The organism is Streptomyces sp. CB02058 (assembly GCF_001905505.1).
In the GTDB taxonomy this organism is placed as follows: Bacteria; Actinomycetota; Actinomycetes; order Streptomycetales; family Streptomycetaceae; genus Streptomyces.
In genome coordinates, this window is the sequence record NZ_LIPG01000009.1 from 14,313 (window position 1) to 41,105 (window position 26,793).

Annotated in this window: 20 protein-coding genes; 7 read left to right on the plus strand and 13 right to left on the minus strand. The window is 72.5% G+C overall.

Annotated features, from left to right (window positions below; translation table 11 throughout):
* Window positions 1–185: 185 nt before the first annotated feature.
* A complete protein-coding gene (locus tag AMK10_RS35080) occupies window positions 186–971 on the plus strand; it encodes an SDR family NAD(P)-dependent oxidoreductase (RefSeq protein WP_073753598.1) in 786 nt (261 codons plus the stop codon).
* Between the two features lie 43 nt (window positions 972–1,014).
* On the opposite strand, the gene AMK10_RS35085 is transcribed toward AMK10_RS35080, so the two are convergent.
* From AMK10_RS35085 to AMK10_RS35100, 4 genes are all read right to left on the minus strand, one after another.
* Window positions 1,015–2,406 carry a cation:proton antiporter gene (locus AMK10_RS35085; RefSeq protein WP_241839784.1) on the minus strand — a complete coding sequence of 464 codons (1,392 nt, stop codon included), beginning with the start codon at window positions 2,404–2,406 and terminating at the stop codon, window positions 1,015–1,017.
* 146 nt (window positions 2,407–2,552) lie between these two features.
* Window positions 2,553–3,632 (minus strand): glucose-1-phosphate thymidylyltransferase, encoded by a 1,080-nt coding sequence (locus AMK10_RS35090; RefSeq protein ID WP_073753602.1) that lies wholly within the window; start codon window positions 3,630–3,632, stop codon window positions 2,553–2,555.
* 202 nt (window positions 3,633–3,834) lie between these two features.
* Window positions 3,835–4,758, minus strand: coding sequence for an oxidoreductase (locus AMK10_RS35095; protein ID WP_073753604.1), 924 nt, complete (start codon window positions 4,756–4,758; stop codon window positions 3,835–3,837).
* 539 nt (window positions 4,759–5,297) lie between these two features.
* Complete coding sequence (locus AMK10_RS35100) at window positions 5,298–5,672, minus strand: acyl carrier protein (RefSeq protein WP_073753606.1); 375 nt, start codon at window positions 5,670–5,672, stop codon at window positions 5,298–5,300.
* Between the two features lie 304 nt (window positions 5,673–5,976).
* On the opposite strand from AMK10_RS35100, the gene AMK10_RS35105 reads away from it, so the two are divergent.
* The 4 genes from AMK10_RS35105 to AMK10_RS35120 all read left to right on the plus strand — a co-directional run bounded on the left by AMK10_RS35105 (window position 5,977) and on the right by AMK10_RS35120 (window position 10,442).
* Entirely contained in the window at window positions 5,977–7,209 is a 1,233-nt protein-coding gene (locus AMK10_RS35105) for a helix-turn-helix domain-containing protein (protein ID WP_073753608.1), read from the plus strand.
* Window positions 7,210–7,667: 458 nt separating this feature from the next.
* Window positions 7,668–8,642: a proline dehydrogenase family protein gene (locus tag AMK10_RS35110; RefSeq protein ID WP_073753610.1), complete on the plus strand. Its 975-nt coding sequence runs from the start codon at window positions 7,668–7,670 to the stop codon at window positions 8,640–8,642.
* A gap of 198 nt (window positions 8,643–8,840) precedes the next feature.
* A complete protein-coding gene (locus AMK10_RS35115) occupies window positions 8,841–9,236 on the plus strand; it encodes a hypothetical protein (protein WP_143195005.1) in 396 nt (131 codons plus the stop codon).
* A 150-nt stretch (window positions 9,237–9,386) separates the two neighbouring features.
* Window positions 9,387–10,442, plus strand: a complete 1,056-nt coding sequence (locus AMK10_RS35120; protein WP_241839786.1) for a carboxymuconolactone decarboxylase family protein — start codon at window positions 9,387–9,389, stop codon at window positions 10,440–10,442.
* Window positions 10,443–10,475: 33 nt separating this feature from the next.
* Here AMK10_RS35120 and AMK10_RS35125 read toward each other — a convergent pair whose 3' ends face one another.
* The 5 genes from AMK10_RS35125 to AMK10_RS35145 all read right to left on the minus strand — a co-directional run bounded on the left by AMK10_RS35125 (window position 10,476) and on the right by AMK10_RS35145 (window position 15,571).
* Window positions 10,476–11,549, minus strand: a complete 1,074-nt coding sequence (locus tag AMK10_RS35125; RefSeq protein ID WP_073753614.1) for a prephenate dehydrogenase/arogenate dehydrogenase family protein — start codon at window positions 11,547–11,549, stop codon at window positions 10,476–10,478.
* 145 nt (window positions 11,550–11,694) lie between these two features.
* On the minus strand, window positions 11,695–12,498 hold the full coding sequence (locus AMK10_RS35130; protein ID WP_073753616.1) for a TIGR03084 family metal-binding protein: 804 nt from the start codon (window positions 12,496–12,498) through the stop codon (window positions 11,695–11,697).
* Between the two features lie 201 nt (window positions 12,499–12,699).
* The gene (locus AMK10_RS35135; protein ID WP_073753618.1) at window positions 12,700–13,173 is read right to left on the minus strand and encodes an acyl-CoA thioesterase; all 474 of its coding nucleotides are present in this window, start codon (window positions 13,171–13,173) and stop codon (window positions 12,700–12,702) included.
* Window positions 13,174–13,337: 164 nt separating this feature from the next.
* A complete protein-coding gene (locus AMK10_RS35140; RefSeq protein WP_073753620.1) occupies window positions 13,338–14,996 on the minus strand; it encodes an FAD-dependent oxidoreductase in 1,659 nt (552 codons plus the stop codon).
* Entirely contained in the window at window positions 14,993–15,571 is a 579-nt protein-coding gene (locus AMK10_RS35145; protein ID WP_241839787.1) for a DUF5987 family protein, read from the minus strand. Before AMK10_RS35145 ends, AMK10_RS35140 begins: the two co-directional genes overlap by 4 nt.
* Before the next feature lie 300 nt (window positions 15,572–15,871).
* Here AMK10_RS35145 and AMK10_RS38370 point away from each other — a divergent pair, with 300 nt between their 5' ends.
* Both AMK10_RS38370 and AMK10_RS38375 read left to right on the plus strand, forming a co-directional pair.
* Window positions 15,872–16,912, plus strand: coding sequence for a transcriptional regulator (locus AMK10_RS38370; protein WP_241839789.1), 1,041 nt, complete (start codon window positions 15,872–15,874; stop codon window positions 16,910–16,912).
* A 25-nt stretch (window positions 16,913–16,937) separates the two neighbouring features.
* Complete coding sequence (locus AMK10_RS38375; protein WP_241839790.1) at window positions 16,938–17,711, plus strand: helix-turn-helix domain-containing protein; 774 nt, start codon at window positions 16,938–16,940, stop codon at window positions 17,709–17,711.
* A gap of 36 nt (window positions 17,712–17,747) precedes the next feature.
* On the opposite strand, the gene AMK10_RS35155 is transcribed toward AMK10_RS38375, so the two are convergent.
* The 4 genes from AMK10_RS35155 to AMK10_RS35170 form a co-directional block, all read right to left on the minus strand.
* Window positions 17,748–19,097 (minus strand): cytochrome P450, encoded by a 1,350-nt coding sequence (locus tag AMK10_RS35155; protein WP_073753624.1) that lies wholly within the window; start codon window positions 19,095–19,097, stop codon window positions 17,748–17,750.
* Window positions 19,094–19,642 (minus strand): NADH-dependent FAD reductase SgcE6, encoded by a 549-nt coding sequence (sgcE6, locus tag AMK10_RS35160; RefSeq protein WP_073753626.1) that lies wholly within the window; start codon window positions 19,640–19,642, stop codon window positions 19,094–19,096. Before sgcE6 ends, AMK10_RS35155 begins: the two co-directional genes overlap by 4 nt.
* Before the next feature lie 208 nt (window positions 19,643–19,850).
* Window positions 19,851–25,676 carry a type I polyketide synthase gene (locus tag AMK10_RS35165; RefSeq protein ID WP_073753628.1) on the minus strand — a complete coding sequence of 1,942 codons (5,826 nt, stop codon included), beginning with the start codon at window positions 25,674–25,676 and terminating at the stop codon, window positions 19,851–19,853.
* Complete coding sequence (locus AMK10_RS35170; protein WP_073753630.1) at window positions 25,673–26,791, minus strand: enediyne biosynthesis protein; 1,119 nt, start codon at window positions 26,789–26,791, stop codon at window positions 25,673–25,675. Before AMK10_RS35170 ends, AMK10_RS35165 begins: the two co-directional genes overlap by 4 nt.
* Window positions 26,792–26,793: the final 2 nt, after the last annotated feature.

Sequence of the window (26,793 nt, forward strand, 5' to 3'; positions counted from 1 at the left end):
GATATCGGGGGCCCGGCGGCGGCCGGACCACCTGAAACGTCGGTTCCGGCGGCCTTCCCACGCCGCATACGGGCCGCCACCGACGCGTGCGCGCACGCCGATCGATGAGTTTTCCCGCGCCGTTCCGTCTAATCGATCATGCGCACGGCCACTGGGGCACGTGCCCGACGCACGGGAGAAACCACATGCTGCTGCAGGACAGGACCGCGATCGTCTACGGCGGGGGCGGCTCGATCGGGTCCGCCGTGGCCCGCACCTTCGCCGCCGAGGGCGCGAGGGTCTACCTGGCGGGCCGGACCCGCGAGAAGGTCGAGCGCGTCGCCAAGGAGATCGCGAACGACGGCGGGGCCGCCTCGGCGGCGGTGCTGGACGTCTTCGACGAGCAGGCGGTCACCGAACACGCGGCGGGGGTGGTACGGGAGGCCGGCGGGCTGGACGTGTCGTTCAACCTGATCCGGGTGCCCGGCCTCCAGGGCGTGCCGCTGATCGACATGGCGGTCGACGACGTGACCACGCTGGTGCACGACCAGCTGCGGGCGAATTTCATCACGGCACGGGCCGCGGCCACCCACATGGTCGAGCGGGGCAGCGGGGTCATCCTGGCGCTGAACAGCGGTTCGGCGGTCGGGAGCACGATGATGGGCAGCACCGGCCCGGCGGACGCCGCACTCGACGTCCTGATCCGCAACCTGGCCGCCGAGATCGGCCCGTCCGGGGTGCGGGCCGCCGGCATCTGGACCGCGGGCCTGCCGGAGACGATCACCCGGGAGAAGCTGGCCGAGCACGGCGCCGTCGTCGACGACGCGGGCTTGCAGGCGATCCTCGCCAACCTCGACCAGATGCGGATGACGAAGAAGTCGCCGCGCCTGTCCGAGGTCGCCGACACCGCGGCCTTCCTCGCGTCCGACCGCGCCGGCGCGATCACCGGCACGTTCGTCAACGTCACCAGCGGTATGTTCACCACCAGCTGACGTCACGGTTCCGGGCCGCCCTCCCCCTGCGGGCGGGGTGCCGTCACGGCACCTTCTGCTCACGGACCTCGCCCGCGGAAGGGCCCCCGTCCAGGGCGGGGGTCGTGCCCGGGGTGGGGGTCACGTCCCACTTCTCGTCGAGTCCGCCTCCCCGGGCGATCAGGCGCAGCTCCTCCTCCTCGGTGTACTCAACCCGCCTCATGGCCACCCGCAGCAGCGGCGGCGCCATGACCGAGGTCACCACGGCGACCAGGACGATGATGGTGTACGTGGCGGTGTCCAGGATGCCCAGTCGCAGGCCGACCATGGCGACGATGATCTCGATGACACCGCGGGCGTTCATCCCGGCGCCGAGTGCCAGGGCCTCCCACTTGCTCAGCCGGCTCAGCCGGGCGCCGAGGCCGGCCCCGGCGAACTTGCCGACGACGGCGATGCCGAGCACCACCAGGCCGGCCACCAGCACCTGGGGCTGGGCCAGTGCTCTGAGGTCGACCCTCAGTCCCGCGGTGACGAAGAACACCGGGGCCAGCACGCCGAGCACGACGGTACGCAGCGGGGCCGTGTGCTTCGCGGTGAACCCCCGGCTGGAGCCGATGAGGACGCCGCAGACGAAGGCCCCGAAGACCGCCTCCAGCCCGAGGGACTGGGTGCTGGCGCCGGCGAGCAGGATCAGCACGGCGACGATCGAGACGACCCGCTCCTGGGAGCCCTTGCCGAACCGCAGGGCGGCCCTGACCAGAGGACGCCCGATCACGACCGCCACGAGCAGGACGAGCAGGAGGTGCGTCAGGGTGAGGGCGATGTCGTCGGCCCCGAGTCCGCCCACGGCCATCGCGGAGACGATCGACAGCATGAACCAGCCGAAGGCGTCGTCGATCGTGCCGGACATGAGCGCCAGCTGACTGACGTCGCGGTGGATGAGGTTCATGTCCATGAGCGTCTTGGCGATGACGGGGAGCGCGCTGACGCACATGGCCACGCCGAGGAAGAGGGCGAAAACCGTCGGGTCGGACCTGCCGGGGGAGAGCACCTTCGCCAGCGGGAAGCCCACGGCGATCCCGAGCGCGAGGGGGATGATCAGGCCGGAGAGGCTGACCTGCAACGCGGTACGGCGCCGGCGGCGCATCAGGGCGAGGTCCATCTCGGCCCCCGTGAGCCCCACCAGGAGCAGGACGGCGATCTGCCCGAAGGCGTCGAGCAGATGCATCTGCGCCGGGTCGGCCGGCAGCAGCCAGGCGGAGAGACCCGGGGCCGCCCACCCCAGCAGTGACGGGCCCAGGAGGACGCCCGCCGTCAGCTCCCCCACGATCGAGGGCAGTCCCATACGCGAGGCGAGGCGGCCCAGCAGGATCGCCGAAAGGAGGAGCACGCCCACCTGGAGGAGGAAGACGAGCAACGTATGGGGGTCCATGGACGGTACCGGGGCTGCCAGCACGAGAACTCCTCGGGAATGTGGTTCGACCGTGGGCCGGGATGCCGCCCGGGCCGGACGGGTTGACGATCCGGCCTCCGGTCGGCCGGTCCGGGAGCGCCCACGGAGACGTCCCCCGTCCGCTCCGGGACGGCCCGCCCGGGCGGGTCTCAGACGACGGTCATCTCGATCCGGGCGTGGTCGCCGATCACCAGGCGGTTGTCGGGGTCGCCCTGTTCGCCCGGTCCGACGGTGGCGAACCGGCCGACGAGGGAACCGCGCAGGCCCCGGGACGTGTGGATGCGGGCGCCCTGGAGGACGACCGAGTCGGACACGTGGGTGCCGCGCACCACGCAGTCGCGTCCGATGGAGGTTCCCGGCCCGACGCGGCTGTCCTCGATCAGGGTGCCCGGGCCGATGATCGCCGGCCCCTCGATGAGGGAGCGGACCACCCGGGCGCCCGCTTCGACGACGACCTGCCCACGTACCTCGCTGGCCTGGTCGATCTCGCCCCTGAGGTCGGTGCGCAGGTCGCCCAGGAGCCGGCGGTTGCACAGAAGGACGTCCCCGGCCCGGCCGACGTCCTTCCAGAAGCCGCTGTAGCGGCGGGCCATGACGTCGTCTCCCCGGTCGATCAGCCACTGGACGGCGTCGGTGATCTCCAGCTCGCCGCGCGCGCTGGGCCCGATGGCGTCGGTCGCCTCGTGGACGGCCGCCGTGAAGTAGTACAGGCCGATGACGGCCAGGTCGGTGCGCGGCAGGGAAGGCTTCTCCACCAGCCGCCGCACCGTGCCGTCCGCGTCCACCTCGGCCACCCCGTAGGCGCGCGGGTCCGCCACGCTCTGCACGACGAGGCCGGCGGCCGGGCGGCGCTCCCGGAAGTCGCCGACGATCTGTCCGACCGTGCCGGCCGGGTCGGCCAGGATGTTGTCCCCCAGGTACATCAGGAAGTCGTCGTCGCCCAGGAACGGGCGGGCCGACTGCACCGCGTGGGCCAGGCCGAGCGGCCGTTCCTGTCGCAGGTAGGTGAGGGACACACCGAAGCGGGAACCGTCGCCCATGACCTCGCAGATGACGTCCGTCCAGTCCCCGGTGAGGAGACAGACCTCCGTCGCGCCCAGCGTGCGGAGATGGGAGACCACGTGCTCCAGAACGGGCTTGTTCGCGAGCGGCATGAGCTGTTTCGGCGTGGAATACGTGAACGGACGGAGACGGACACCGGATCCGCCAGTCAGCACCAGTGCTTTCACCGGCTGTCGCCTCCCGATTCGTAAGCAGACGATTCCAGGGCTTCCCCATAGCAACCCGCCGGGCCGCCGTGGTTCATCTCCTGGAGTGCCGTGCACGGCGCGCGGCATGCCTGAAGCACGCCGGGAGCGGCCGTGCCGCCCGGGGCGTGCGGTGCGCCCGCCCTCAGGGGAGGAGGTCTCGCCGAAGGCGCGTCAGGCCGTCTCAGAAGTCGTAGGCGACGCCCGTCATCCGCTCGGACTCCGCCCAGAGCCTCTCCCAGGCCCGCGGGTCGCGTGCGGAGCGGCCGGGGCGTGCGGGACCGACCGGGCCCTTGGTCTCGGTCAGGCCGAGCGGGCCGTAGAACTCGCCGCCGCGGGCCCCGGGATCGGTGGCGGCGCGCAGCCCGGCCAGCATGCCGAGCCGGGCCGGCTGGAGGAACAGCGGGGCGAGCGGACGGGTGAGCGTCCGCACGGCGCCGGGGATGTTCCTGCCGAGTCCGGTGGCGGCCAGGCCGGGGTGGGCGGCGAGCGAGAGGGTATCCGCGCCGGACGCGGCGAGCCTGCGCTGCAGCTCCAGGGCGAACATCAGGTTCGCGAGCTTGGAGCGGTTGTACGCCCGGTATCTGCCGTAGCCGCGCTCGGAGTTCAGGTCGTCGAAGCGCATCCGGCCCAGCTTGTGCAGGTAGCTGCCGATGGTCACGACGCGTGCGCCGGGACGGGCGCGCAGCGCGTCAAGGAGAAGGCCGGTGAGCGCGAAGTGGCCCAGGTGGTTGGTGGCGAACTGGAGCTCGAACCCGTCGGCGGTACGGCTCCGCTCCGTCCACATCACGCCCGCGTTGTTGATCAGCAGGTCGATGGCGGGGAAGCGGTCGTTCAGTTCCTTCGCCGCCTCCCGTACCGATGCCTGGTCCGCCAGGTCGAGGCGGACCAGGACCGGTGTGGCGGCGGGCGAGGAGGCCCTGAGCCGGGAGACCGCCGCGGCGGCCTTGTCCACGTCGCGTACGGCGAACACCACCCGGGCGCCGCGGAACGCGAGGGCCCGTGCCGTCTCCAGGCCCAGGCCGGAGCCCGCCCCGGTGATCACCGCCGTACGTCCGCTCTGGTCCGGAACCAGCTCCTCGCCCCACTGCCGCGGTGTGCCGCCCATCCTGAAGCTCCCTGATCGCGGTTGGTCAAAGGTCCAAGGGTCTGCGGCGCGTGGTACGGGGCCTTCGCCGCGGCGCCGGCCGCAGTGTGGTGCCGTGCCGGAGCCGGGCCATCGCCTACGGCCAGTCCAGCTCACCGGAACCGCCCGAGCCGACCGGGCCGCCGGAGCAGGCCGGGAGGCCGGAGGTGGCGTCGTGCGGGGCTGTGGTCGGGGTGGTGCGCATGGGGGCCTCCGTGCGGGGTCGGCGGCCCCGAAGGGCCGGATGCGGCTCGTAAGACATGCCTTCGGCCGCTCATGGGTCGGCCGTCGGGTCTGGCGCGCGTGTTCGTCCGGGCTGAAGCTAGTGAGCCGGTGCCGCGTTGGCAAGAATGTTCCAAACTTAGGCAACTTGCCAGTGTCGGCGGGATCTTGGCCGTCAGGGGTCACCCGGCACCACCCGGCCGCGGGGCCCCGGGCAGACGCAGACGGCGAGGCCGCGCCCGGCTCGGCTGCCGGGGCGCGGCCTCGCCGCGGATGACTGCTGGGACCGTGCGGTCCTCTCACATCGGGCAGTCGGCCGGTGCCCGGCCGCGCCCTCCCGGCAGCTCGTCGGTCCGCGCGCTGTGCACCAGCGCGACCTGGTCGCCCAGATTGCGCCACGACATGTCGTGCAGCGGGACCCGGACGCCGAACTCCATGCCGATGCGGCGCACCAGACGGTTGATCAGCAGCGAGTCACCGCCGCGGACGAAGAAGTCGGAGTGGTCGGTGAGGTCCGATCGGCCGAGCAGCTCGCTCCACGCCCGGAGCATGAACTCCCGTACGTCGGCGGCCGGGTCGGGGTGCTGGAGGTGTCCCGGCCCGGGGGCCCCGTACGGGGCGGCCGGGGCGGTGAGAGGCGACGCAGCTGTGGCGTCAGAGCGGTCACAGGTCATTTACGCCACTCCTACGGCTTCATCGGACGATGGTGGCCGGGCGCATGTCTGCACCGCCCATGTTGCCAAGTAGCGTACGCCACGGGCAGACAAGTTGACAATAACTTGCCTTAATGATTACCAAGTCCTTGGAGGCGTCGAGCGGCCCTTCTTGACCAGGACGCTCAGGCCGCGAGAGTGCCCGTATCGCCAAAGGGACGCGTCGCGAGTACCATCTGGCACACTTGGTATGAAAATTGTGACACAACAGCGGCAAACGATCCGGCTGGAATGTCCGTAGTCCATCCACCGTGGGGGCAATCACGTGCTGGAGCAGCCATCCTTCGGCCGTCGTCTCAGGCAGCTGAGGACCGAGCGGGGCCTTTCGCAGGCCGTCCTCGCCGGTGACGGCATGTCGACCGGATATCTCTCGCGTCTGGAGTCGGGCGCCCGCCAGCCCACGGACCGTGCCGTGGCCCACCTCGCCGGCCGACTCGGCATCGAGCCCGTGGAGTTCGAGGAGTCACGGGCCACCTCGCTGGCGCAGAGCCTGTCGATCGCCACCTCCCTCGACTCGGACGAGACCAGCAGGCTGCTCGCCGAGGCGCTGGATTCGGCAGAGGCGCAGGACCCGATGCTGCGCTGGCAGGCCCTGTGGCTGCTCGCCCAGTGGAAGCGCCGGCACGGCGAGAACGCCGCCGAGCGCGCCTACCTGGAGGACCTCGTCGCGCTCAGCGAGGAGATCGGCCTGGCCGAGCTGCGCTCCAGGGCCCTGACCCGGCTCGCCCGGTCGCTGCGCACCGCGGGCGAGATCGCTCCGGCCGTCGACGCGGCCACCACCGCCCACCGCCTGGCCCTGGAGAACGGGCTGTCCGAGCAGGACCTGGCCGCGGTCCTGCTCGTGCTGGTCTCCGTGGAGGCCGAGGCCGGCCGGCTGCCGGATGCCCGGCGGCACGCCGACGAGCTGGCCGTCCTGGTCGAGGGCCGCAGTGACGCGCTGTGGGCCGAGGCCATGTGGACCGTGGTCGCCGTACGAGTGCGCCAAGGCGACTTCGTGCCCGCCCAGGAGCTTCTGGAACAGGCCCTCGACCGGTTCGCCAGCCGGGAGAACCTGACCCTGTGGCTGCGGCTGCGGCTCACCGCGGCCGATCTGCACCTGCAGAAGTTCCCGCCCGAGCCCGACGCCGCCCAGCGGTACATCGAGGACGCCGAGGCGGGGCTGCCCTTCGCCAGGACCTCCGCGATGGAGCACGAACTGACCGCGCTCAAGACCCATCTCGCCTTCCACGAGGGCCGGTACGAGGACGCCCGCGCCCTGCTCGACCGGCTCGGCCGGAGCGAACGGCGGATGTCCTACCGGGGACGGATCCGGCTCGACGTCATGGACAACCAGCTGCGCATCCTGGAGGGCGACGAGGACGCGGGGATGGCCGGGCTCCAGCGGCTCGCCCTGCAGGCCCAGGAGTCCTCCAACATCGACCTCGCGGCGACGATCTGGCGACTCGCGGCGGAGTGCCTGCTCAAGACGCGCGGCAAGACCCCCGGAACGAAGGTCTGACCCGCACCACGCACCCGGCCCCGGCAGCCGCGAGCCCCGCGCCCTCCTCCGCTCCTCCCGGCCCGGCGCCGTCCGCTCGGCCTGCCCCGGCGCCGCCGCAGGCCGCCCTTCCGCGCCCGGCACCTGCCCAACCCGCGCCAAGGCGGCCCTCCGGCATTGCCATGCGTACCGAACAACTGGCAACGTCTTGCCCATGCTTGGAAATATCGGCGGCTCCATGAGGGAGGCCGAACCCCGGTTCCAGAGCGGGGGACGGTGGCGGTCGCCCGGTGCGGCGGAGTGTTCCACCCCGCCGCCGCCTCACCGACGACGGCAGTTCTGTCATGTATTTGCCAAGCGGGGCTTGTGAGTCCGCGGCCGTCGCATCCGGGGCACCCCGTACGGGAAGAGGGCCGCGTGCCCACGACAGGGCCGGCCCCGCCCGTGCCCCCAGGAGAAGATTGCCGAGGCGCCACGTCATGTCCCAAGAAGTCTCCCAGCGAGCCCTGTTCGAGGCGGCGGCCGAGGGCTTGCGCAGGCTGGCGGCCGACCCCCGGGCCCGCGCGGCCTTCGCCCCCGCGGGCTCGGCGCTGCGGGACGTCCTCGCCCCCGCCGCCCGGCGCTATGTCGTGGCCTCGGAACTGACGTCCTTCCTGGAGCGGACCGAGGAGCTGCGGGCCAAGGGCTACCGGGTGGCCGCCGCGTACGCCGGCCCGGCCGGGGAGCGGGACGATCCCGCCTACGCCGAGGAGTTCGTCGGCGAGTACCTGGCCCTGCTCGCCCGTCCGTCGGCCCCCGACCGCCTCGGCCTGGACCTGTCGGGCGCGGGCCTCGACGTCTCCCACGAACTGGCCGTGGTGAACACCGGCCGCATCGCGGCGGCCGCGGCGGCCCGGGGCAGCGACGTGGTCCTGACGATGAACCGCTTCCCCACCGTGGACGCCGTGCTGGCCGTGCACCGGGAACTCGCCGGGCGGTACGAGAACCTGGGCATCACGCTCCAGGCACAGCTGCACCGCACCGCTGAGGACGCGGCGGCCGTGGCCCGGCCGCGCCTGCCGGTCCGACTGGTCAAGGGGGCGTTCCGGGAGGCGCCGGAGGTCGCCCTGGACCGGGGGCCGGCGCTGGACGACCGTTACCTGGAGCTCGCGGACCGGCTGGTGGACCGCGGCGTACGGCTGAGCCTGGCGACCCAGGACCCGGAGGTGCTGGCCGCGGCGGAAAGCAGCGGCCTCCTGGACCGGGTCTCCGAGATAGAGATGCTCCACGGGGTGCAGCCTCTGCTCCTGCGCCGCTACCGCGACAGCGGCCGCCCGTGCCGCGTCCACGCCACCTACGGCACGGACTGGTGGCCGCATCTGCTGCGGCGACTCGCGGAACACCCGCCGATGGTGCTCTGCGCCCTGGCTGACATAGGCACCGACCGCGACTGCGCCGCCGGCGCCGGTTACTGAGGTGCGCCGCCGGCCGGACCGCCCCGGGAGCGCCCCGCCCGGCCCCCTGCGGCCCAGTCCGACTGCGCACGGAAGGAGACGCGGCGGGCCGGGGCGAGGCTGAGAATGGTCTGTCCCGGACGCGCCGTACCGCGCCCCCTGCTCACCGTGAGGCGCGACCCGACGGAGAAGCCCGACGGAGAAGAGGGAGGGGCGGACATGAGCGACAGCCCAAGAGGACCCCTGGAAGGGGCCCGCGATCCGGCGTCCGGCCCGCCGGCCCCCGCACCGGACGGCGACACCCCCGCCTCGGTCGTCATGGCCGCCACGGCGCGCGCCTCCACCGCCTACACCGCGTCCACCGCGCAGAGCGCCGCAACGGCGCTGGTGCGGATGTGCATCGCCAAGGGGGTGTTCGGCCCCGGCCCCTGGGAACGGCCCGAGCAGCAGGACACAGAGCCGGACACAGCCCCCGACGAGGCGGAGACCGGGGAGGCCCGCTCCACGCCGGCCGCCGTGGAGCGGATCCGTGCCCTGCCCGGCCCGCCCGGCGCACGGCGGACCGAGGGGCCCGGCACGGAGCACCGGACAGCCGGAACGGCGCGCGCGGCCTGACCGGTGGCCCTTTCCGAGCAGTCCGGAGGATGCGGCGCGCGGTGGAGCCGGGGAGGATCGCCCACCCGCCCGCAGTGGGCCGTGCACGCCGACAGCGGCAGCCGCCGCGCAGGTGATCCGTTGTGAGCGCTGTCCCAAGGAGGGCTGCGCGTGAGCCAGGAGGTGCTTGACGTGAGGCCGGTCGTCAAAGCTGTGCTGCGGAACGCGCTCAAGGACGTGCGGCACGTACGGGCCGTCGCTCCGCGCGGCGCCGGGGAGCAGGTGGCCCGGGTGTACACGCAGATCGAGCGGGACTTCGGGGTGCTCGCCCCGCCGCTGGCCCTGCATTCGCCCGCTCCCGAGGTGCTCGCCGCGAGCTGGCTGCTGCTGCGGGAGATCCTTCTGGTCGAGGGGCGGGTGGGCCGGGCGGCCAAGGAGGTCGTCGCCACCGAGGTGTCGCGGGCCAACTCCTGCCCGTACTGCGTGGACGTCCACCGGGCCACGCTGCGGGAGCTCTCCGACCGGCCGGACGCCGGCTCCGGGGCGCTCGGCACCTGGGCCCGCTCCAGTGGGCTTCTCCCGGTGCCGGGAGAGCCCTCGCCGCCGGCGCCGTTCGGTCCCTCGGCCGCTCCCGAGCTCTACGGCGTGGCCGTCACCTTCCACTACATCAACCGCATGGTGAGCATCTACCTCGCCGGCTCCCCGGTGCCCGACCAGGCGCCCGGGTTCCTGCGCGGCCCGATCCTGCGTACGGCGACGAGGGCGATGCGCCCGGACGGCCCCGGCCCGCTGCGGCCCGGCACCTCCCTGGACCTGCTGCCCGACGCCCCCTTGCCCGACGGTCTCGCGTGGGCGTCCCCGAACAGGACGGTGGCGGCGGCGCTCGGCCGGGCCGCCGGCGCGGTGGAGAGCGCGGCGCGCTGGGTACCGGAGGGGGTGCGGGAGTGCCTGGACATCCATCTCGCCCGGTGGGGGGGCCGTCCGATGGGGCTGGGCCGCGTCTGGCTGGACGAGGCCGTCGCCGGCCTGCCCGCACCCGAAGTCCCCACGGCCCGGCTGGCGTTGCTGACCGCGTTCGCCTGCCACCAGGTCACCGACGCCGACATTCTGGCCTTCCGCGAACGACACCCCGCCGACCGGGAGCTGATCGAGCTGACGTCGTGGGCGGCGCTGTCGACCGCGCTGCTCCTGGGCCGCCGCTTCACCACCGCGCCCGCCTCCCCCTGACGGCCCCACGTACGGGGGGGGCGCGGCGGCGGGTCAGCCGGCGAAGCGTTGGATGCGCGGGACCGGTCCGGCGGGCCTGCCGGACCGCAGCGGCACGTGGTGTGTGCGGCGCGACGGGGGCTGCGCGGGCAGGCCCTGGGTGGCGCCGTCCGGACTCGCTCCGTTCCGACCCGCGTCCTGTCCTACGGCCGCTTGCCCGGTGGCCGGCTCCCCTGCGGCCGGCGCCCCGGGGCCCCCGTCCGGCGCCGCTGTGTTCAGGGCAGCCCTGCCGGTGTCCGCGCGGGCCAGGATTCCGGTGAGCACGGCAGCTCCGTCACCGCCGAGGTTCCTCAGCGCGCGGGCGACTTCGGACAGTTGCCCGGCGATACGGTCCACCCCGTCGGCCACCGCCTCCGGGTCGTGCGCGAAGACGTCGCCCCACCCCCCGCGCCCGCCGCCCGCGAGGCGCACCGCGTCCCGCAGCCCGGCACCGGCGAGGCCGAGGGCCTCGTCGGCGAGGCCGTCGAGACCGGTGAGCCGGGCCGCCAGCACGGAGCAGACGAGCCGGGGCACGTGGGCGAGCGCGGTGACGGCCCCGTCGTGTTCCTCGGGCGTCATCTCCCGTCGGCGTCCTCCGCACAGCGTGACCAGCGCGCCGGCCGCTTCCAGGGCTTCCGGCCGGCCCGTCGGGTAGGGGCACAGGATCCACGGCCGGCCGTCGAACAGGTCCGCCCGCGGCCCGCCGGGGCCCGCCCCCCACCACTCCCCCGCCAGGGGGTGCCCGGGGACGAACCCCATCAGGTCGCATCCGCGCATCTCGGCCTCCGCGCAGATGAGCCCCTTGGTCCCGGCGACGTCGGTGTAGGCGCGGCCGAGTCCGCGGACCTGGGCGGTGTAGAGCACGTCCACGACGGTGTCGGGGCCGGTGGCGATCACCACGAGGTCCGCGGCCGGTGCGGCCCGGGTCAGTTCTCTCCCGGCCCCTGCGCGGCAGGCGCGGTCCAGGGCGTCCCGGTCCTGGTCCTCCAGGGTCACATCGACTCCGGCGCGGGTGAGCGCGAGCCCGATGGACGTACCGGCCGCTCCACAGCCGATCACCGTCACCCGCCGCAGGCCGGTGCTGGTCATGGTGTCCTCCTTGGCGGTTCGACGGCTCGGGCGGGGAAGGAGCGGCGGGGCCCGGGGCCCGGGCGGTCCGGCGGTCCGGAGCCCGGGGCCCGGGGCCCCGGCGGTCCGGGCTGCCGCCGGTACTGTCCCGGGCTCCCGCCCCGGATCACTCCGCCAGGTCGGTGAACTGGCCCGCCTGCCGGCCCTCGCCGTGCGGGCCCCGGTATGCCTGGGCGATGTCCAGCCACTGCTCCGCGTCGGCGCCCCGCGCGGTGAGGGCCAGGTCGTCGCGGTGCCGGCGGCGGGTGACCAGGAGGGCGAAGTCGTGGGCGGGACCGCTGACCGTCTGCGTCGCGTCCGCGGGGCCGACGGACCACACCTCGCCGGAGGGTGCGGTGAGCTCGAAGCGGAAGGGCTCGGCGGGCGGGGTGAGCCCGTGCGCCTCGTAACCGAAGTCGCGGGTCAGCCAGGCGAAGCCGACCAGGTGACGGAGGCGGTCGGTGGGCTCCCTGCGGACCTTGAGTGTGTCGGCGATGTCCTGCCCGTGGCCGAAGAGCTCCATGATCCCGGCGCAGGCGAGCACGGCCGGCGGCAGCGGGTTGACCAGCCACGGCACGACCGTGTCCGCCGGCACCGCACCGAGCGCCTCGACCGACGCCTGCCCCTGGGCCCGGAAGCGGGCGAGCAGTTCCTCGGGCGAGAGGCCGTCGAACTGCTTCAGGGCGGCGTTGACGGCCCCGTCGAAGTTGCCCGCGGCGGCGGCGGTGACGGCCTTGAAGTTCTCCGGCTCGGCGGCGGCCGTCCGGGCCAGGTTGAAGACGAACGTGAGGTGCGCGATCTGGTCGGCGATGCTCCACCCGGGGGCGGGGGTCGGGGTGTTCCAGGCGTCGTCGCCGATGTTCTCGACCAGCCGGGCGACCTCGTCGATGTCGGCGGCCAGGTCCTTGAGCACGTCGTTCAGGGCGGTCATCTTCTTGCTCCTCGGGCTGGGAGGGAGGGGGTTCTCATGACGTGGGTCTCGTGCGGTGGGTCTTGTGCGGTGGGTCTCGTGCGGTGGGTCTCGTGAAGCAACTCACCGGTCCGGAAGAAGGGGCCGTCCGTGGCGGGGCCCCGGGGACCGTGGCGGGGTCCTGGAGGGTTCCGTGAAGCAACTCACCAGGCAGGGGTCGGGCTAGGCGGCGCGGCCGGCCGGGGGGCGGGCCTTGGCCGCGTACGGCTCCAGGGCCCGCGCCAGCGCGTCCGGGATGAGGGAGGGGACGGTGGCGGTGTTCGGACCGCGCATGCAGGCGATCCGCTGCCGGCCCCGGGCCACCAGGGTCTCGCCGCCGCCCTCGGTCACCTTGACGTAGTCGAAGGTGAACTCCAGCTGTGTCTGACGCAGTTCGGACAGCCGCATCCGGATCGACAGCTCGTCGAAGGCGGTGATCTCGGCGAAGAACTCGCAGTCCACCTTGAGCGTGAAGAGCTTGAGGTCGTCCTGCACCTCGGCCAGGACCGCCGGCGCCTTCTCCTTGAGGAAGAGCTCGCGGCAACGACCTTGCCAGCGCAGGTAGTTCACGTAGTACACGTTCCCGACGAGGTTCGTCTCCTCGAAGCCGACGGTGTGGCTGTACTCGAAGTAGTCCGGTGCTGTCGTCTTGGTCATGGTCTGTGTCCTTCGTCGTCATCCGTAGGTCGTCGGGGCCGGGGTCCCGCGTCGAGTTGCGTGAAACAACCCACTGGCCGGAGGTGTCCCCCCGGGGGCGGTTTCCCACCGCCTGGGGGGGGCAACGTGTGCGGGTCCGCGGCGGGTGCGGGCAGGTCCGGGGGTCAGCTGCGGGCCGGCGTGGCCAGCAGCGGCAGGGCCTTCTTGCGGCCGGCGACGGAACCGTCGGGGGCCGGGGCGCCGTAGGTGACGGAGACCCCCTTGCGCTGAGCGGCCCGCACGATACCCGGAACGGCACGCTCGGCGAGTGCGGCGATGGTCATCGCCGGGTTGACGGTCAGTGCGCCGGGGACGGCGGATCCGTCGGTGACGAAGATCCCCGGGTGGCCGCGGAGCTCGTTGCGGTCGTCCAGTGCGGAGGTGTGCGGGTCGTCGCCCATCCGGCAGGAGGAGAGGGGGTGGACGGTGTAGGCGCCCACCAGGTCGTTGGTCCACGGCATGACCTCGGCCAGGCCGTCCTTCTCCAGGATCTCCTTGACCTCGGCGTCGGAGGCGGCCCAGGCCGCCAGGGTGTTCTTCGTCGGCTCGTACCGGAGGTTGCCCCGGCCGAGCATCTGCTGGGAGATCCGGTGCGCGTTACCGGTGGCGGGCGGCGGGCCGAAGACGCCCTCGTTGTCGTCCTCGATCATCGAGAAGATCGTGAGCCAGGACGTCCACTTCCTGAGGATCTCCTTCTTCTCCTTGCCGAACCAGGCCGGCCCGGTGGCGCCGGGGACCTGGGCGAGGATCGTGCCGAGGCCCGGCGGGAAGTAGAGCTGTTCCAGGGAGTAGCGGGAGTACTCGGGCAGCGAGCCGTCCAGCTTGTCCCAGCTGGCCACGGTGGGGCCCTTGCCGATCTGGTTGGCGCCGTACGCCAGTCCGTCGCCGCGGTCGAGGCCGAACAGCGCGGCCGCCTTCGCCTCGTCGACGATGGCGGTGTTCAGCCGCTCTCCGTTGCCGGAGAAGTAGCGGCCGACCGCCCTGGGCATCGTGCCCAGGTGCTGCTCGCTGCGCTGGAGGATGACCGGGGTGGCGCCCGCTCCGGCCGCGATGACCACGATCTTCGCCTCGATGACTCCGCTTCCGGCCTGGAGGCGGTAGTCCTCGTCGTGCACGACGTTGTAGTGCACCTGGTAGTCGCCGTCCGAGGTGCGCGAGATGTGCTGCACCTCGTGCAGGGGACGGATCCGCGCGCCGTGGGCGATGGCCGCCGGAAGGTAGTTGACCAGCAGCGACTGCTTCGCCTCGAAGCGGCAGCCGGCCATCATCCAGTTGCAGTTGACGCACTTGGAGTTGTCGATGGCGACGGCCAGCGGGTTGGCGGTGCGGCCGGCGTGGTCGCAGGCCGCGGCCCACAGGCCACCGGCGTAGCTGACATCGTTCCAGTCCTGCTTGGCGACGGACAGGGACTCCTCGACACGGTCGTACCAGGGGTCGAGGGTGTCGCGGCTGACTGCGCTGGGCCACATCCGGCGGCCGATGGAGCCCTGCCGGTCGAAGACGAAGCGAGGGGCGCGGGGCATCGCGGCGAAGTACACGACACTGCCGCCGCCGACGCAGTTCCCGCCCAGGATGCTCATGCCGTCCCCGACGGTGAAGTCGAAGGCCCGGGTGTAGGAGGAGCCGAGCTTGTAGTCGTGCTCGAAGTCGCCGCTCTCCAGCCATGGCCCCCGTTCCAGGACGGTGACCTCGGCGCCGCCCGCGGCGAGGTGGTAGGCGGTGATCGCGCCGCCGAAGCCGCTGCCGATGACCAGGACGTCCGTGCGCTCGGCCGTGCTGCTCATGCGGGGCTCCCGGAGGCGGTGGTGTCGGGGTGGAGGCGGGCGAACGCGCGGCCGTAGCCGAAGTCCTTGAAGCGCCACAGGCCGTCCGCGTCGGGATGGCTCAGCCCCATCGCCTCGAGCCCGGGGTGGCCGTCCGCCAGTGCCTGCGCGGTGGGCAGGTGCGCGGCCGAGTCGAAGGACATGTTGCAGAAGAGGGAGAGCAGCACCCAGAACTCCTTCTCCGGATGACCGGGCTTCGTCAGCCGCAGGATCAGCGCGGCCCGGTCCTCGTAGGACAGGGACACGAAGGGCGGCACGTCCTGGTCGAGCGTGAGGTCCCGCTCCTTGGCGTAGTCCTCCGTGTGGCCGTTGAGCAGCCGCGCCAGGTCGTCGAGTCCGTCGTGGATGCCGGTGGCGTCCCAGGCGAGCAGTTCGAGCGCACCCGCCTGGACCGCGCCGCCGCCGGTGGCGACACCGGCGATCGCACGGTCTCCGGCCCAGCGCTTCTCCCCGGGGACGATGGTGTCCGCGAACGCTTCGAGAGTAAGGGTGCGGTAATCGCCACCGACCTCCACGTGCGTGTCGTGGTTACTCAACTCATCCTCCATTCGATCGGTTCGGAGTAGGACGCCCTTGCGGCGTGTTGGAAAGCTATGACGGGGTGCCGCGTTCAGGCAACTGCCCGAAGTATCAGCGAGAGGGAATTGAACTACCCAGAGTAGGAACGTCTGTTCCGCTGATTTCTCTGTATCCGGCACACGGTCGATAGGCTCCGTATCCGGACTCATTCCTCAGCCGCATGCGCAATTCATCTGCGCCGGTCAGCCCGCATGCGGAAGTTCATCTCGGTCTCGTGTCTGGGGGGAACAGTGAAAAGTGCCGGCGATTCGAAGCCCGTGCCGCAGCACTCCACGCACCGCGTGCGGATCGGCGACCTGGTCCCCGCGGACTCGCCTCGCCTGAACGGCGTGGACCAGGCGCACGTACGCCGTCTCTCGGCCGTCTACGCCTCGCTCCCGCCGGTACTCGTGCACCGCTCCACCCTGCGGGTCGTGGACGGCATGCACCGCATCGGCGCAGCCGTGCTCCTCGACCTCGACACCGTCGAGGTGCAGTACTTCGACGGACCCGAGGACCAGGTCTTCCTGCGCACGGTGACGGTGAACATCGCGCACGGACTGCCCCTGTCGGTGGCCGAACGCAAGGCGGCCGCCGGGCGCATCCTCGCCTCCCGCCCGCACATGTCGGACCGGGCGGTGGCCGCCTGCACGGGCCTCGACGCGAAGACCGTGGCCTCGGTCCGGGTGCGTTCAGCCGCGGGTTCTCCCCCGCTGAACACGCGCACCGGCACCGACGGCAAGACCCACCCCCTGGACAGGACCGCCGAGCGCATCCACGCCGCCGAGCTCATGACGCGCGACCCCGACCTGTCGTTACGGGCCGTCGTCAGGAAGACCGGTCTCTCCCTGGGCACCGCGCACGACGTGCGGCGCCGGCTCCTGCGCGGTGAGGACCCCGTCCCGCCCAGCCGTCAGAGCGGGCCCCCGCCGGGAGCCGCGCCCGTCGCGAAGGACGGCCCGCGGGACGGTTCCGGTACCCCCGTCGCACCCGCGGCCCCCGCTCCGGGGGGACGTCCGGTCTCCCCCCGCGCGCGCAGTCCCCTGGACACCCTGCGCAGGCTGGCCAACGACCCCTCCCTGCGCCAGTCGGACGCCGGGCGCGACTTCATCCGCTGGCTGCACATCCACTTCGTCGTCGACGAGGCATGGCACAAGCGGGCCGACGCCGTCCCCCCGCACGCCACCGAGTCCATAGCCGAGATCGCCCGGCACTGCTCGGACACCTGGCGCCGGTTCGCCGAGGACATGTCCCGGCGCAAGCACGCCGGCGTACCCCGCGGCACGGATCTGCACGCGACTCAGCCAACTCGGCGTTGACGCCGCGCCATCCCAGGGAGATACGGTGACCACGACCACCACCGAGCAGGCTGTCCGCCGGGTCATCCGCTATATGCAGATGAATCTCGCGCAGGAACTGAAGATCGATGACCTGGCGCGCACCGCGATGTTCAGCAAATTCCACTTCACCCGGCTCTTCCAGGAAGTGACGGGGACATCGCCGGGCCGTTTCCTGTCCGCTCTGCGGATACAGGAAGCGAAAAGTCTTCTGGTGAACAGCGGCATGAGTGTGGCCGATATCAGCTGCCAGGTCGGCTACAGCAGCGTGGGCACGTTCAGTTCGCGTTTCAAAACCTGTGTCGGACTCTCGCCGAGCGCCTACCGGGAATTCGGCGGTATCTCACCGGAGGTCGCCTCCCCCGCGTCGGCCCCGTCCGCCGTGGCACACAGCCTCTCGCTGCGCGGCCGGGTGGTCTTCCCGCCCGGCACGGCACCCGGTCCGGTCTTCGTCGGGCTCTTCCCGTCCTGCGTGCGCCAGGGCCGGCCCGCGCGCTGGAGCGTCCTCGACGGTCCGGGCGCCTTCGCGCTGAAGGACGTCCCGGGCGGCACCTGGTACGTCCTGTGCCACTCCGTGCCCCACGGCCACGAGGGCGAACTCTTCGGGCACCCCGCCCCCGGCCTGCTCTCGGTCGGGCGGTACGGCCCGGTCGCGGTGGTGCCCGGCGCCCTGCCGCAGCCCGCCGAGGTCGTCCTGCGCCCGCAGGACATACTCGACTCGCCGATACTCCTCGCGCTCCTGGACGTGGCCGGCAAACAGAGGGAGCGGGCCGCCCCCTGACGACCCGCCCGTCCCTTGTCCGCGCGCACGCGCGGTTCAGCTCACCGGATGCACCGTCATCGGCAGCCCGCCCCGCATCCGCAGCGAGAGCATCGGTTCCGCCACCGCGTCATGGCCGGGCACGGTGCGCAGGTCCAGGTCGCGGGTGACCAGGGCCGTGACGAACACGGCCTCCATCATGCCGAGGTTGCTGCCCACGCAGAAGCGCGGCCCCGCGCCGAAGGGGATGTACGCGTAGCGGGGGCGGGTCGCCACCAGCTGCGGTTCGAACCGCCCGGGGTCGAAGCGCTCCGGAGCGTCCCACAGGCTCGGATTGCGGTGCATGATGTACGGGCAGATCAGCACGTCCGCCTTGGCCGACACCGCGTATCCGCCGACCTCGTCGCGCCGCTGGGCGACCCGGGGCAGGACCCACACCGGCGGGTACAGCCGCATCGCCTCCTGCACCACCATCGTCGTGTACGTCAGCCGATGCAGGTCGTCGACGTCCGGCACCCGGTCGCCGAGGACGGCACGGGCCTCCGCGCGGACCGCGTCGCGGACCTCGGGGTGACGCTCGATCAGATGCAGGGTCCAGCCGAGCGTGCTCGCCGTCGTCTCGTGCCCGGCGAGCAGCAGGGTGACCAGTTCCTCGCGCAGCCGCCGGCGTACCCGGTCGGGGGCCTCCCCCGGCCGCCCGGCCGCCGCGATGATCCGGGAGAGCGCGTCGTCGCCCGGCTCGCCGTCGGCCATCCGCGCGGTGCGGTCGGCCACCAGCAGGTCGGCCACCCGGTACAGCTCCCGGCGGGCCCGCCGGAACCGTGCCTGCGGGGGAAGCGGGAGCCAGCTGGGCACCATGCCCTGGGTGACCATCTCCAGCATGGCCTGGTCCTGGACCTCCTCGAAGGCGTGCGCAAGGGAGTCGTGCGCGGTCACGTCGGAGTCGAGCAGCGTACGGCCGAGGACGCCGAGGGTGAGCCCGGTGACCTCCTGGAGGACGTCGACGGGACCGCCCCCCTCGTGGCCGCGCAGCAGTGCGACCAGCTTGGCGGCCTCCTCGGCCACCGCGGACGCCTGCTGGTTGATGCGGCCGGGCTTGAACGCGGGCTGCACCGCCCTGCGCTGACGGCGCCACACCTCTCCGTCGCTGGTCAGCAGGCCGTCGCCCAGGACCCGGCGGGCCTGCACGAGACCGATCCCCTTGTGGTAGTTGGCGCTGTTGTCGGCCAGCACGTGCTTGGCGTAGTCGGGGCGGTTGAAGATGTAGAGCTTCTTGGGCCCCATGGAGACCCGGACGGCGTCCCCCAGGCGGGCGGCGTCGCGCATCATGCCGAGGCGGTCGACCGCCAGCTTCCTCAGGAGGCCCGGCAGCGCCCGGACCGGCGGGCCGGGCGGGTCGATCCTCATGCCGCCCTGCCTTCGGCGTGTTCGGGTGCGAACCGGCGGAAGGCGCCGCCGGAGAACAGCAGGCCCTCACGGGCCGGCCGGCGTGTCGCGGTGAGCACCTCGCCGAGGAAGATGGTGTGGTCGCCGCCCTCGTACACCCGCCACTTCCCGCACTCCAGGTGCGCCGCCGCACCGGAGATCAGGGGCGCGTCGGACTGCTCGCCCGGCACCCAGTCGACGGCGTCGAACTGGGTGGCACCGGCGGGGCGCGACCGGTCGGCGAAGTGCCGGGCCACGGCCTCCTGCCCGGTGCCGAGCACCGACACGGAGAACGTGGCGGCGAGGTCGAGGCTCTGCTTCATCTGGGCGTCGTTGTTGACGCAGACCAGCACCAGCGGCGGCGAGAGCGAGACGGAGGTGAACGAGTTGGCCGTCATCCCGCGCGGTTCCCTCCCGCCGACGGTCACCACGGTGACGCCGGTGGGGAATGCCGCGAACACCCCTCGCAGCTGCTTTCGGTCCGTCAGGTCGACGGGCTCCACGATCGGAGCGGCGAACAGGCTCATGTCTGCCTCCCTGCCGGCGGCCGGGACCCGGCCGTGCAGTGAGCCGGCGCTCGGGCCGGCACGTCGGGGATCGGTGAGGGGACGAGGACCGGTCGGGGAACACGGACCGGCGCGGCGGCGCGGACCACCCGGGCTCCGTCGGTACCTGCCCCGGAAGGGGCGGCCGTGTGCCGTCGCACCGCCCCCTCCGCCCGGCCCGCGGGACACGTCATGGCCGTGTCCGTCCCGCGTCCAAAGTGCCCGTGTCGTCCGCGCCGTCGGTGAGGACGGCGAAGACCACCGGTTCCAGCGTGCTGCGCAGGGTCGTGACGAAGGTGGCGATCCGCAGTCCGCCCGCGGCCAGCACGACCCAGCTCTCCCTCGTCTGCGGGAGCAGGGTGAGGGGTGCCCCGGCCATCAGCCCGGCCTTCTTCAGGCATTCGGCCGCGCTCCACACCCGGGTCGCCGCGGTGTCCGGGGTCTCCCCCGTCTCCTTGGCCACCAGGGCGGCCAGCTCGGTGTGTTCGCCGAGCAGTCGCTCCCACTCCGCGGTGCCGCGGATGTCGACCGCCTCGACGTCGCAGGCCACGGTCGCGCTGGAGACGACGCCGAGGGTCACCCCCGGGCCGTGTGCCGCCGAGAGGTGTCTCCCGCCGTCGGTCTCGGGGCGGCCGTCGGGCCGGTAGCGCACTTCGGCGCTCGCGCCCAGTGCCCGCGCGACGGCCCGCGCGGTGGCGGCGCGGCGCTCGGCCGTGGACTGTCCGGCGTCGGGCAGGTCCGGTTCGACGGCGACGCCGATCCGGGCACCCACCACCTCCTCCAGGGTCCGTTCCAGGTAGGAACCGAGCAGCGGCGCGACCCACGGCCCGGACCCGTCCGTCTTGCGGACGGCGTGGAGGGTGAGCCCCTCCCACCGTTCGACGACGGTGCCGTCCGGTGTGCGTACCGCGATGTCGTACACGTAGGTGTCGCCGTCCCGGTAGCGCTCGGTGGCGCAGTAGCGGACCTCTTCGGGGAGGCCGGTGCCGGCGGCCATCGGGTACAGCCGGTCGATGCCGGACGGCAGCAGGGTCGCGTCGGGGACGCACACCTGGTTGCCGTGCATCAGCGCGTCCCGCATCCCCGGGTCGGCCAGCAGCAGCGTGCCCGGCAGGAAGCCCGCGAACCAGCCGGACTGTCCGGCGACCGCCACGTCGGCGTCGACGTGCCGGGCGGCGGCCCGGTGGAAGCGGCGCAGCCGCTGGAAGTGCTCGCCCTGGAAGAGGACACCTCCGTACAGGTCGGTCGCGGGGTCCAGAGGGACGTCCGGAACGTCCGGGTTCGCCCAGTCGGGGGGACCGTCCGGGACGGCGTCGCTGCCGTAGATCAGCCGGGCCCGGAAGTGTTCGGCCACGAAGCCCGTGTCCTGCGCGTGGACGGCCACGTCCACGGTGTCGGAGCCGGTGACGGTGGCCGCGATCCGGATGCGGGTCCTGCCGGTGGGCGGTACGACGATCGGACGCAGGAACCGCGCGTCCTCCATGACCGGCACGCCCTCGCGCCCGGTGGCCGCGAAGGCGACCTGGACCATGGCTTCCATGCCGATCACCGCGGGCAGCAGCAGGTTGCCGTCCAGAAGGTGGTCGGAGAGGTAGAGGTCCGTCCCGGCGTTCAACTCGGCCTCGGTGACGAGCTCCACACCGTGGTAGTGCACGAGCGGCTCACCGGTGAAGCGCAGCAACGGCAGCGGCGGCTGCTCACGCCGCACGGTCTCGATGCCTTCCGTGCGGCCGCTGATCACCGTCACCACGGGGGCGTCCGGATCGGCGATCAGGCGGAGCAGGATCTCGATGCCCTGGTCGGGCGAGACAGGCACGATGCCCTCACGGGAGAGCGACTCGACGACGGACAGCTTCTCGCCCATGCCGACGCCGGACCACACGGACCACTCCATGCACAGTGTGCGGCAGCCCGCGTTGCGGCGCGCGACGTCCTCGGTGAGGCCGGCCAGCCACTCGTTGGCGGTGGCGTAGTGCGCCTCTCCCCGCAGCCCCGCCCGGCCGATGATGCTGCCGAAGGTGACGAGGAGCTTGAGGTTCTCCTCGCCGACCACGGTCAGCACATTGCGCAACCCGTCGACCTTGGGAGCGAGCGTACTGTGGACGGCGGCCATGTCGAGCCCGGCGAGCGCGGTCGGCTCGTTCCGCCCCGCCCCGTGCAGAACGGCGGTGACGGGACCCAGGGTCCCGGTCAGCTCGGCGACCGCCTCGGCGACGCGCACCGGGTCGGTGACGTCGGCAGCCGCGTAGCCGACCCGTACGCCACTGTCCCGCATCCGCCGCAGGTTCGCGGCGAGATCCTGGTCCTGATCGGGGTCGGAGCGGCCCATCAGGGCCAGAGCCGCTCCGGTCCGCCCGGCGACAGCCAAGGCGCATTCGGCGGTGATGCCCTTGCCGCCGCCGGTGACGAGCAGGACGTCATCGGCACCCAGCACCTGGTCGGTGCGCTCCGGTGCGAAGGGCAGCGCCCGGAGTACGGGCACCCGGCGGCTGCCGTCCTCGGCAAGGTGCACTTCGCTGAAGCGGGTGGTCGCGGCGACCTCGTCGGCGACCCGGTCGGCGGCCCCGTCGGCCACCGGGGTGTGGACGACGGTGGTACGCAGGTGGGGCGCCTCCAGGTGCAGGGTCTTGGCCAGCGCGGCTGTCCCCCGGTCGTGCTGCACCAGGACGAATCGGCGTTCCGGCTCGCCCGCGAGAGCGGACTTGGCACCGTCCAGAGCGATTTCGAGCTGCTCCGGGGCACAACCGGGCGGCAGGCAGACCAGGACCCCGGAGCCGACCGCGGCGTTCTCCAGAGCGCGGTGCACGTCACGGGCGAAGGGGTGTTCGTCGGTGGTGAACAGCTCCCAGGTGCCGCCCTTCTTGTCCGCCACGGCGTCGGGGAGGGGCAGTTCGTCGAGGTCGACGGAGAAGGGCCGGGCCCAGGGGGCGGCGCCCGTCACGGTGGGTGCCGCCGGGGTGTCGCCGCCGGTCTCGACCAGGGTGGTGAGAGCCGTGGCCAGTTCGGCCAAGGTCGCCGTGGCGAAGTTGGTCGGGATGTGGGAGGCGGCGAGACCGAGCTGGACGGCGGCCTGGTTGACGATCTGGCCGACCGTGATCGAACTCATGTGCAGGTCGTCGAGGAGACTGCTGTTCTCGTCGATCAGCTCGAGTGGAAGCTCCGCGCGTTCGGCGACCAGCGCGCGCAGTACGTCGAACGCCGACTGCCCTGCCGAACTCCCGGCGTCCGCGGCCGTGTCGCCGTCGGACTCCTGGAGCGGACCTCGGGCAGTGGCGGGAAGCGTGAACTCGGGTGCCTGTTCGCAGGGGCTGGCCAGGAAGCGGAACTCCGCCCCCACCTCCAGCGGCCGTGTCAGCCGGTCGTTGAAGAGCCGCTCGTGGACGATCGGGGCACCCAGCACGTAGGCGGCTCCGACGACCTGGAGCAGACTGCGCAGAAACTCGTCGTCGGTGTTGAGCGCGACGGAGGGCTTCTCGGTGGCGCCCGCGGCCAGAGCGCCGAGGACACGACCGGGACCGACCTCGACGAACAGGTCGACCTCGTCTGCCGCCGCTCGGACCGCCTGGGTGAACAGCACCGGGTCGGTGATCTGCTGCCGCAGGAGCTCGGCGAGGTCGGTGTCGGTCTCCAGTTCGGCGCCGGTGACGGTGGAGACGACGCGGCGCTCCGTGCTGCCCAGTCGCGCGCCGGCGAGCCAGTCCCCGAAGGCGTCGGCGGCCGGAGCCACGAGAGGCGAGTGGAAGGCTTGGGACACGGCGAGGCGGGTGAAGGCGATTCCCGCGGCCGCCGCCCGATCGGTCACGCTCTCCACGGCCTCGACGGTTCCCGCGATCACCGTCTGCCGGGGCCCGTTGTACCCGGAGATCACAACGGGGAACCCTTCGACGAGGAGCCTGGTCTCCTCGGGGGTGGCGGTCAGCGAGGCCATCGTGCCCGCGGCACTGTTCTCGGCCATGGCTGCCCCGCGGACGCGTGCGGCCTCCAGCAGGGTGGTGGAGTCCATCGCGCCCGCCCAGTGGAGGGCGGAGAGCTCGCCGAGGCTGTGACCGAGCGCGATGTCGGCCTCGACGCCCAGCGAGTCCAGCACCCGCAGACCCGCCGTCGAACCGGTGACGATGCGCGGCTGGGCGACTTCGGTGGCGACCATGTCCCCGGCGGTGGGCAGGCCGGCGCGCGCGTACACGTTGGCCGCCTCGGTGAAGCGGCGGGCGAGTGCGCCTCCGGTGGTGGACGTTCCGGAACCCTGCCCCGGGAAGAGGAAGCCGATGCGAGCCCTCTCGAGAGCCTTGCCGAGGAAGGTGCGGCCGTCCGAGGAGAAGACCGGGCCGTCCTCGGGCGCGTGGGTCCCGGCGGTACGGGCGAGGTTGCGGAGCCTGAGCTCCGCGTCTTCGGGCGAGGTGACGACGACGGCGGCCCGGTAGGGGAGCTCGCGCAGTTCCCGTTGGAGCGTCACGGCCAGGTCGGCGAGCTGCGCGTAGGAGACCTGCGCGGCGAAGTCGGCCACGCGCGTCAGCCGCTGGGCCAGCGCTTCGGGCGATTCCCCGTCCAGGAGCAGCAGTTCGGAGTCCTGGAGGGAGTTGGCCAGCAGCGTGGTCCGGCGGCTGGCGGCCGGGCGGCGCCCGGGGGCGGCCGGCCTGTCGAGGACGACGTGGGTGTTGATCCCGCCGAATCCCATGGCCGTGATCCCGGCGCGCAGCGGGGCGTTCTCCGGCCACAACTCCGCCTTGCGCAGTACCCGCAGGTTCGCGGACTCGCCGGTGAGCAGTTCGTGAGGGTCCACGCAGCCGATGGCGGGGGGCAGCACCGCGGAGTCCAGGGCCATCACCGCCTTGATCAGGCCGGCCACCCCCGCCGCCGCCTTGGTGTGGCCGATCATGCCCTTGATGGAGCTGATGACGGCGCTGGGAGCCTGCGGATCGGCCTGGGCGCGGGCGCCCATGATGGCCTTCAGTTCGGTGGCGTCGCCGACAGCGGTACCGGTTCCGTGGCCCTCGAAGAGCGGCACGGTCTCGATGCCGAAGCCCGCCCGCTCGTAGGCACGGGACAGCGCGAGCTGATAACCGCTCACCTCGGGGCGGGTGATGCCGCCCTGTCCGTCGGACGAGATGCCCCAGCCGGCGATGGAGGCGTAGACGCGGCGCCCGGCGGCGATCGCGTCCTCCTCGCGCATCAGCACGACCATGCCGCAGCCCTCACCGGGCCAGAAGCCGTTGGAGCCGCGGTCGTAGAGCCGCATCTCCTTGCGGGCGAGCGCGCCGGTCTTGGCGAAGCCGATGATCTCGAAAGGATCGATGGACAGGTCGACGCCGCCGGCGACGGCGACATCGAGGTCGCCGCCCTGCAGCGAGGTGGCCGCGGTGGTGATCGACAGCAGCGAGGAGGAGCACGCCCCGTCGACGGTGTAGCCCCCGCCGTTCAGATCGAAGTGGTTGCAGATCCGGCCGGCGATGGTGTTGGACAGGCCACCTGCGAGGGTGTCCTCGTCGACGGCGGGAAACGGCTTCTTGTAGGCGGCCTCCACCCCCTGGAGGAACGTGCCGAGGCGGTCGTCGTCCCAGTCCTGCCCCTTGAGTGCGTCGGCGAGCACCCGGCGTACGTAGGGCCATCGCAGGCGCAGCCCGTTGGCGCGGGAGAACTCGCCGGTCAGGGTGTTGCCGACGACGACTCCGGTGCGTTCCCCGGGCAGGCCCTGGCCGCCGGGGAAGCCCGCGTCCGCCAGCGCCCGGGTCGCCGTGTCCAGGGCGAGCCAGTGGGTCAGGTCCGTGGAGCGGTAGGTGCTGCCCGCGATCCGGTGGGCGACACGGTCGAACTCCCATCCCTCCAGGACCGCGGCGTTGCGGGAGTAGAAGGTGTCGGGGACCGTGGGGTCCGGGTTCCAGTAGTCGTCCAGGCGCATCCGGACGTCGGGCAGCCGGCGGAAGGCCCGCCGCCCGGCGACCGCGTTCTCCCAGAGTTCTCGGGGCGTGGTGGCGTCGGGGTAGGTGCATGCCACCCCGACGATGGCTATGCGGCTCATACGGACACCGCCGTCTTTTTCTTCGTCGCTCGTTCGGCCGCGCACTTGCCGTGGAAGCAGGTGCCGTCCTCGCAGGGGTCGCCCGAGAGCACGACCATCGCCGGTCGCGGCGCGGCCTCCGCCGGTGCGGGCCCGGCGGCGGGCGCGAACTGTTCGACCGGAGAGCCCTCCTGCTCCCGGGACGCGGCCACCGGGGGTGCCTGCCGCATCGCTGTCTCGCGCTGCTTGGCGAGGAAGTGCAGGCCCCACAGGTAGCCGCCGCGGATCAGGCACACCAGGGCCGTGGCGAAGAAGATGCCGTACGCGATGCCGAGAGCGGTCAGTACCCCGTACATCGCGGCGACGCCGGCTCCGAAGGCGATCTGGGAGGAACGCTTGGAGGGCGAGGTGCCGGGGTCGGTGACCATGTAGTTGGTGAAGAGGACGAAGGCCACCCCGGTCATCATGCCGAGCGCCGCGGGGATGGAGGTCCCCATGACCAGACCGCGGACGACGGCCTGCACGACGAAGCCGACGAGCCAGGCCATGATCAGCCACATACGGCCGGTCAGCTTCGCGTTCAGCATGGTGCCCAGGGTCAGGATGATCGCCGGGAGGACCCAGTCGGCGGGCCCGTACAGGTACTCGGTGAAGTGGTAGGGCGGAGCGATGCTGGCCCAGGGGAAGAGGAGCAGGATCACCGCGATGCCGAAGTTCGACGGGTTCATGTAGTGCCGCATGCGCCCCTTGAGCGGAGCCCGCAGGACCCACTTGGTGCCGACGGCCACGATGACGCCGAAGACCATGACCCAGACGCGGTCGTTGACGTAGGTCAACATGTTCACCGCGAGGCCGGTGATGTGCGCGGGGAAGAGGAACTCGACCAGTCCCTTGAACCCGCCGCCCGCGTAGCGGGGGGCCCGCTTCTCACCGCGGGCGCTGATGGCCTCCAGCGCGATCTCCACCACGTAGGCGGTGAGGACCGCGATGAACGGCCACAGCCAGGGCTGCTCGAAGCCGAGGAAGGTGTACCCGGCGATGTTGAGGATCGAGATCGAGATCGCGAACCGGCGGAGGGCTGTGGTGACCTTCACGTCGTGCCGGGGCGCGGCCGTGAGCGTCTTGGTTTCGGGCACGG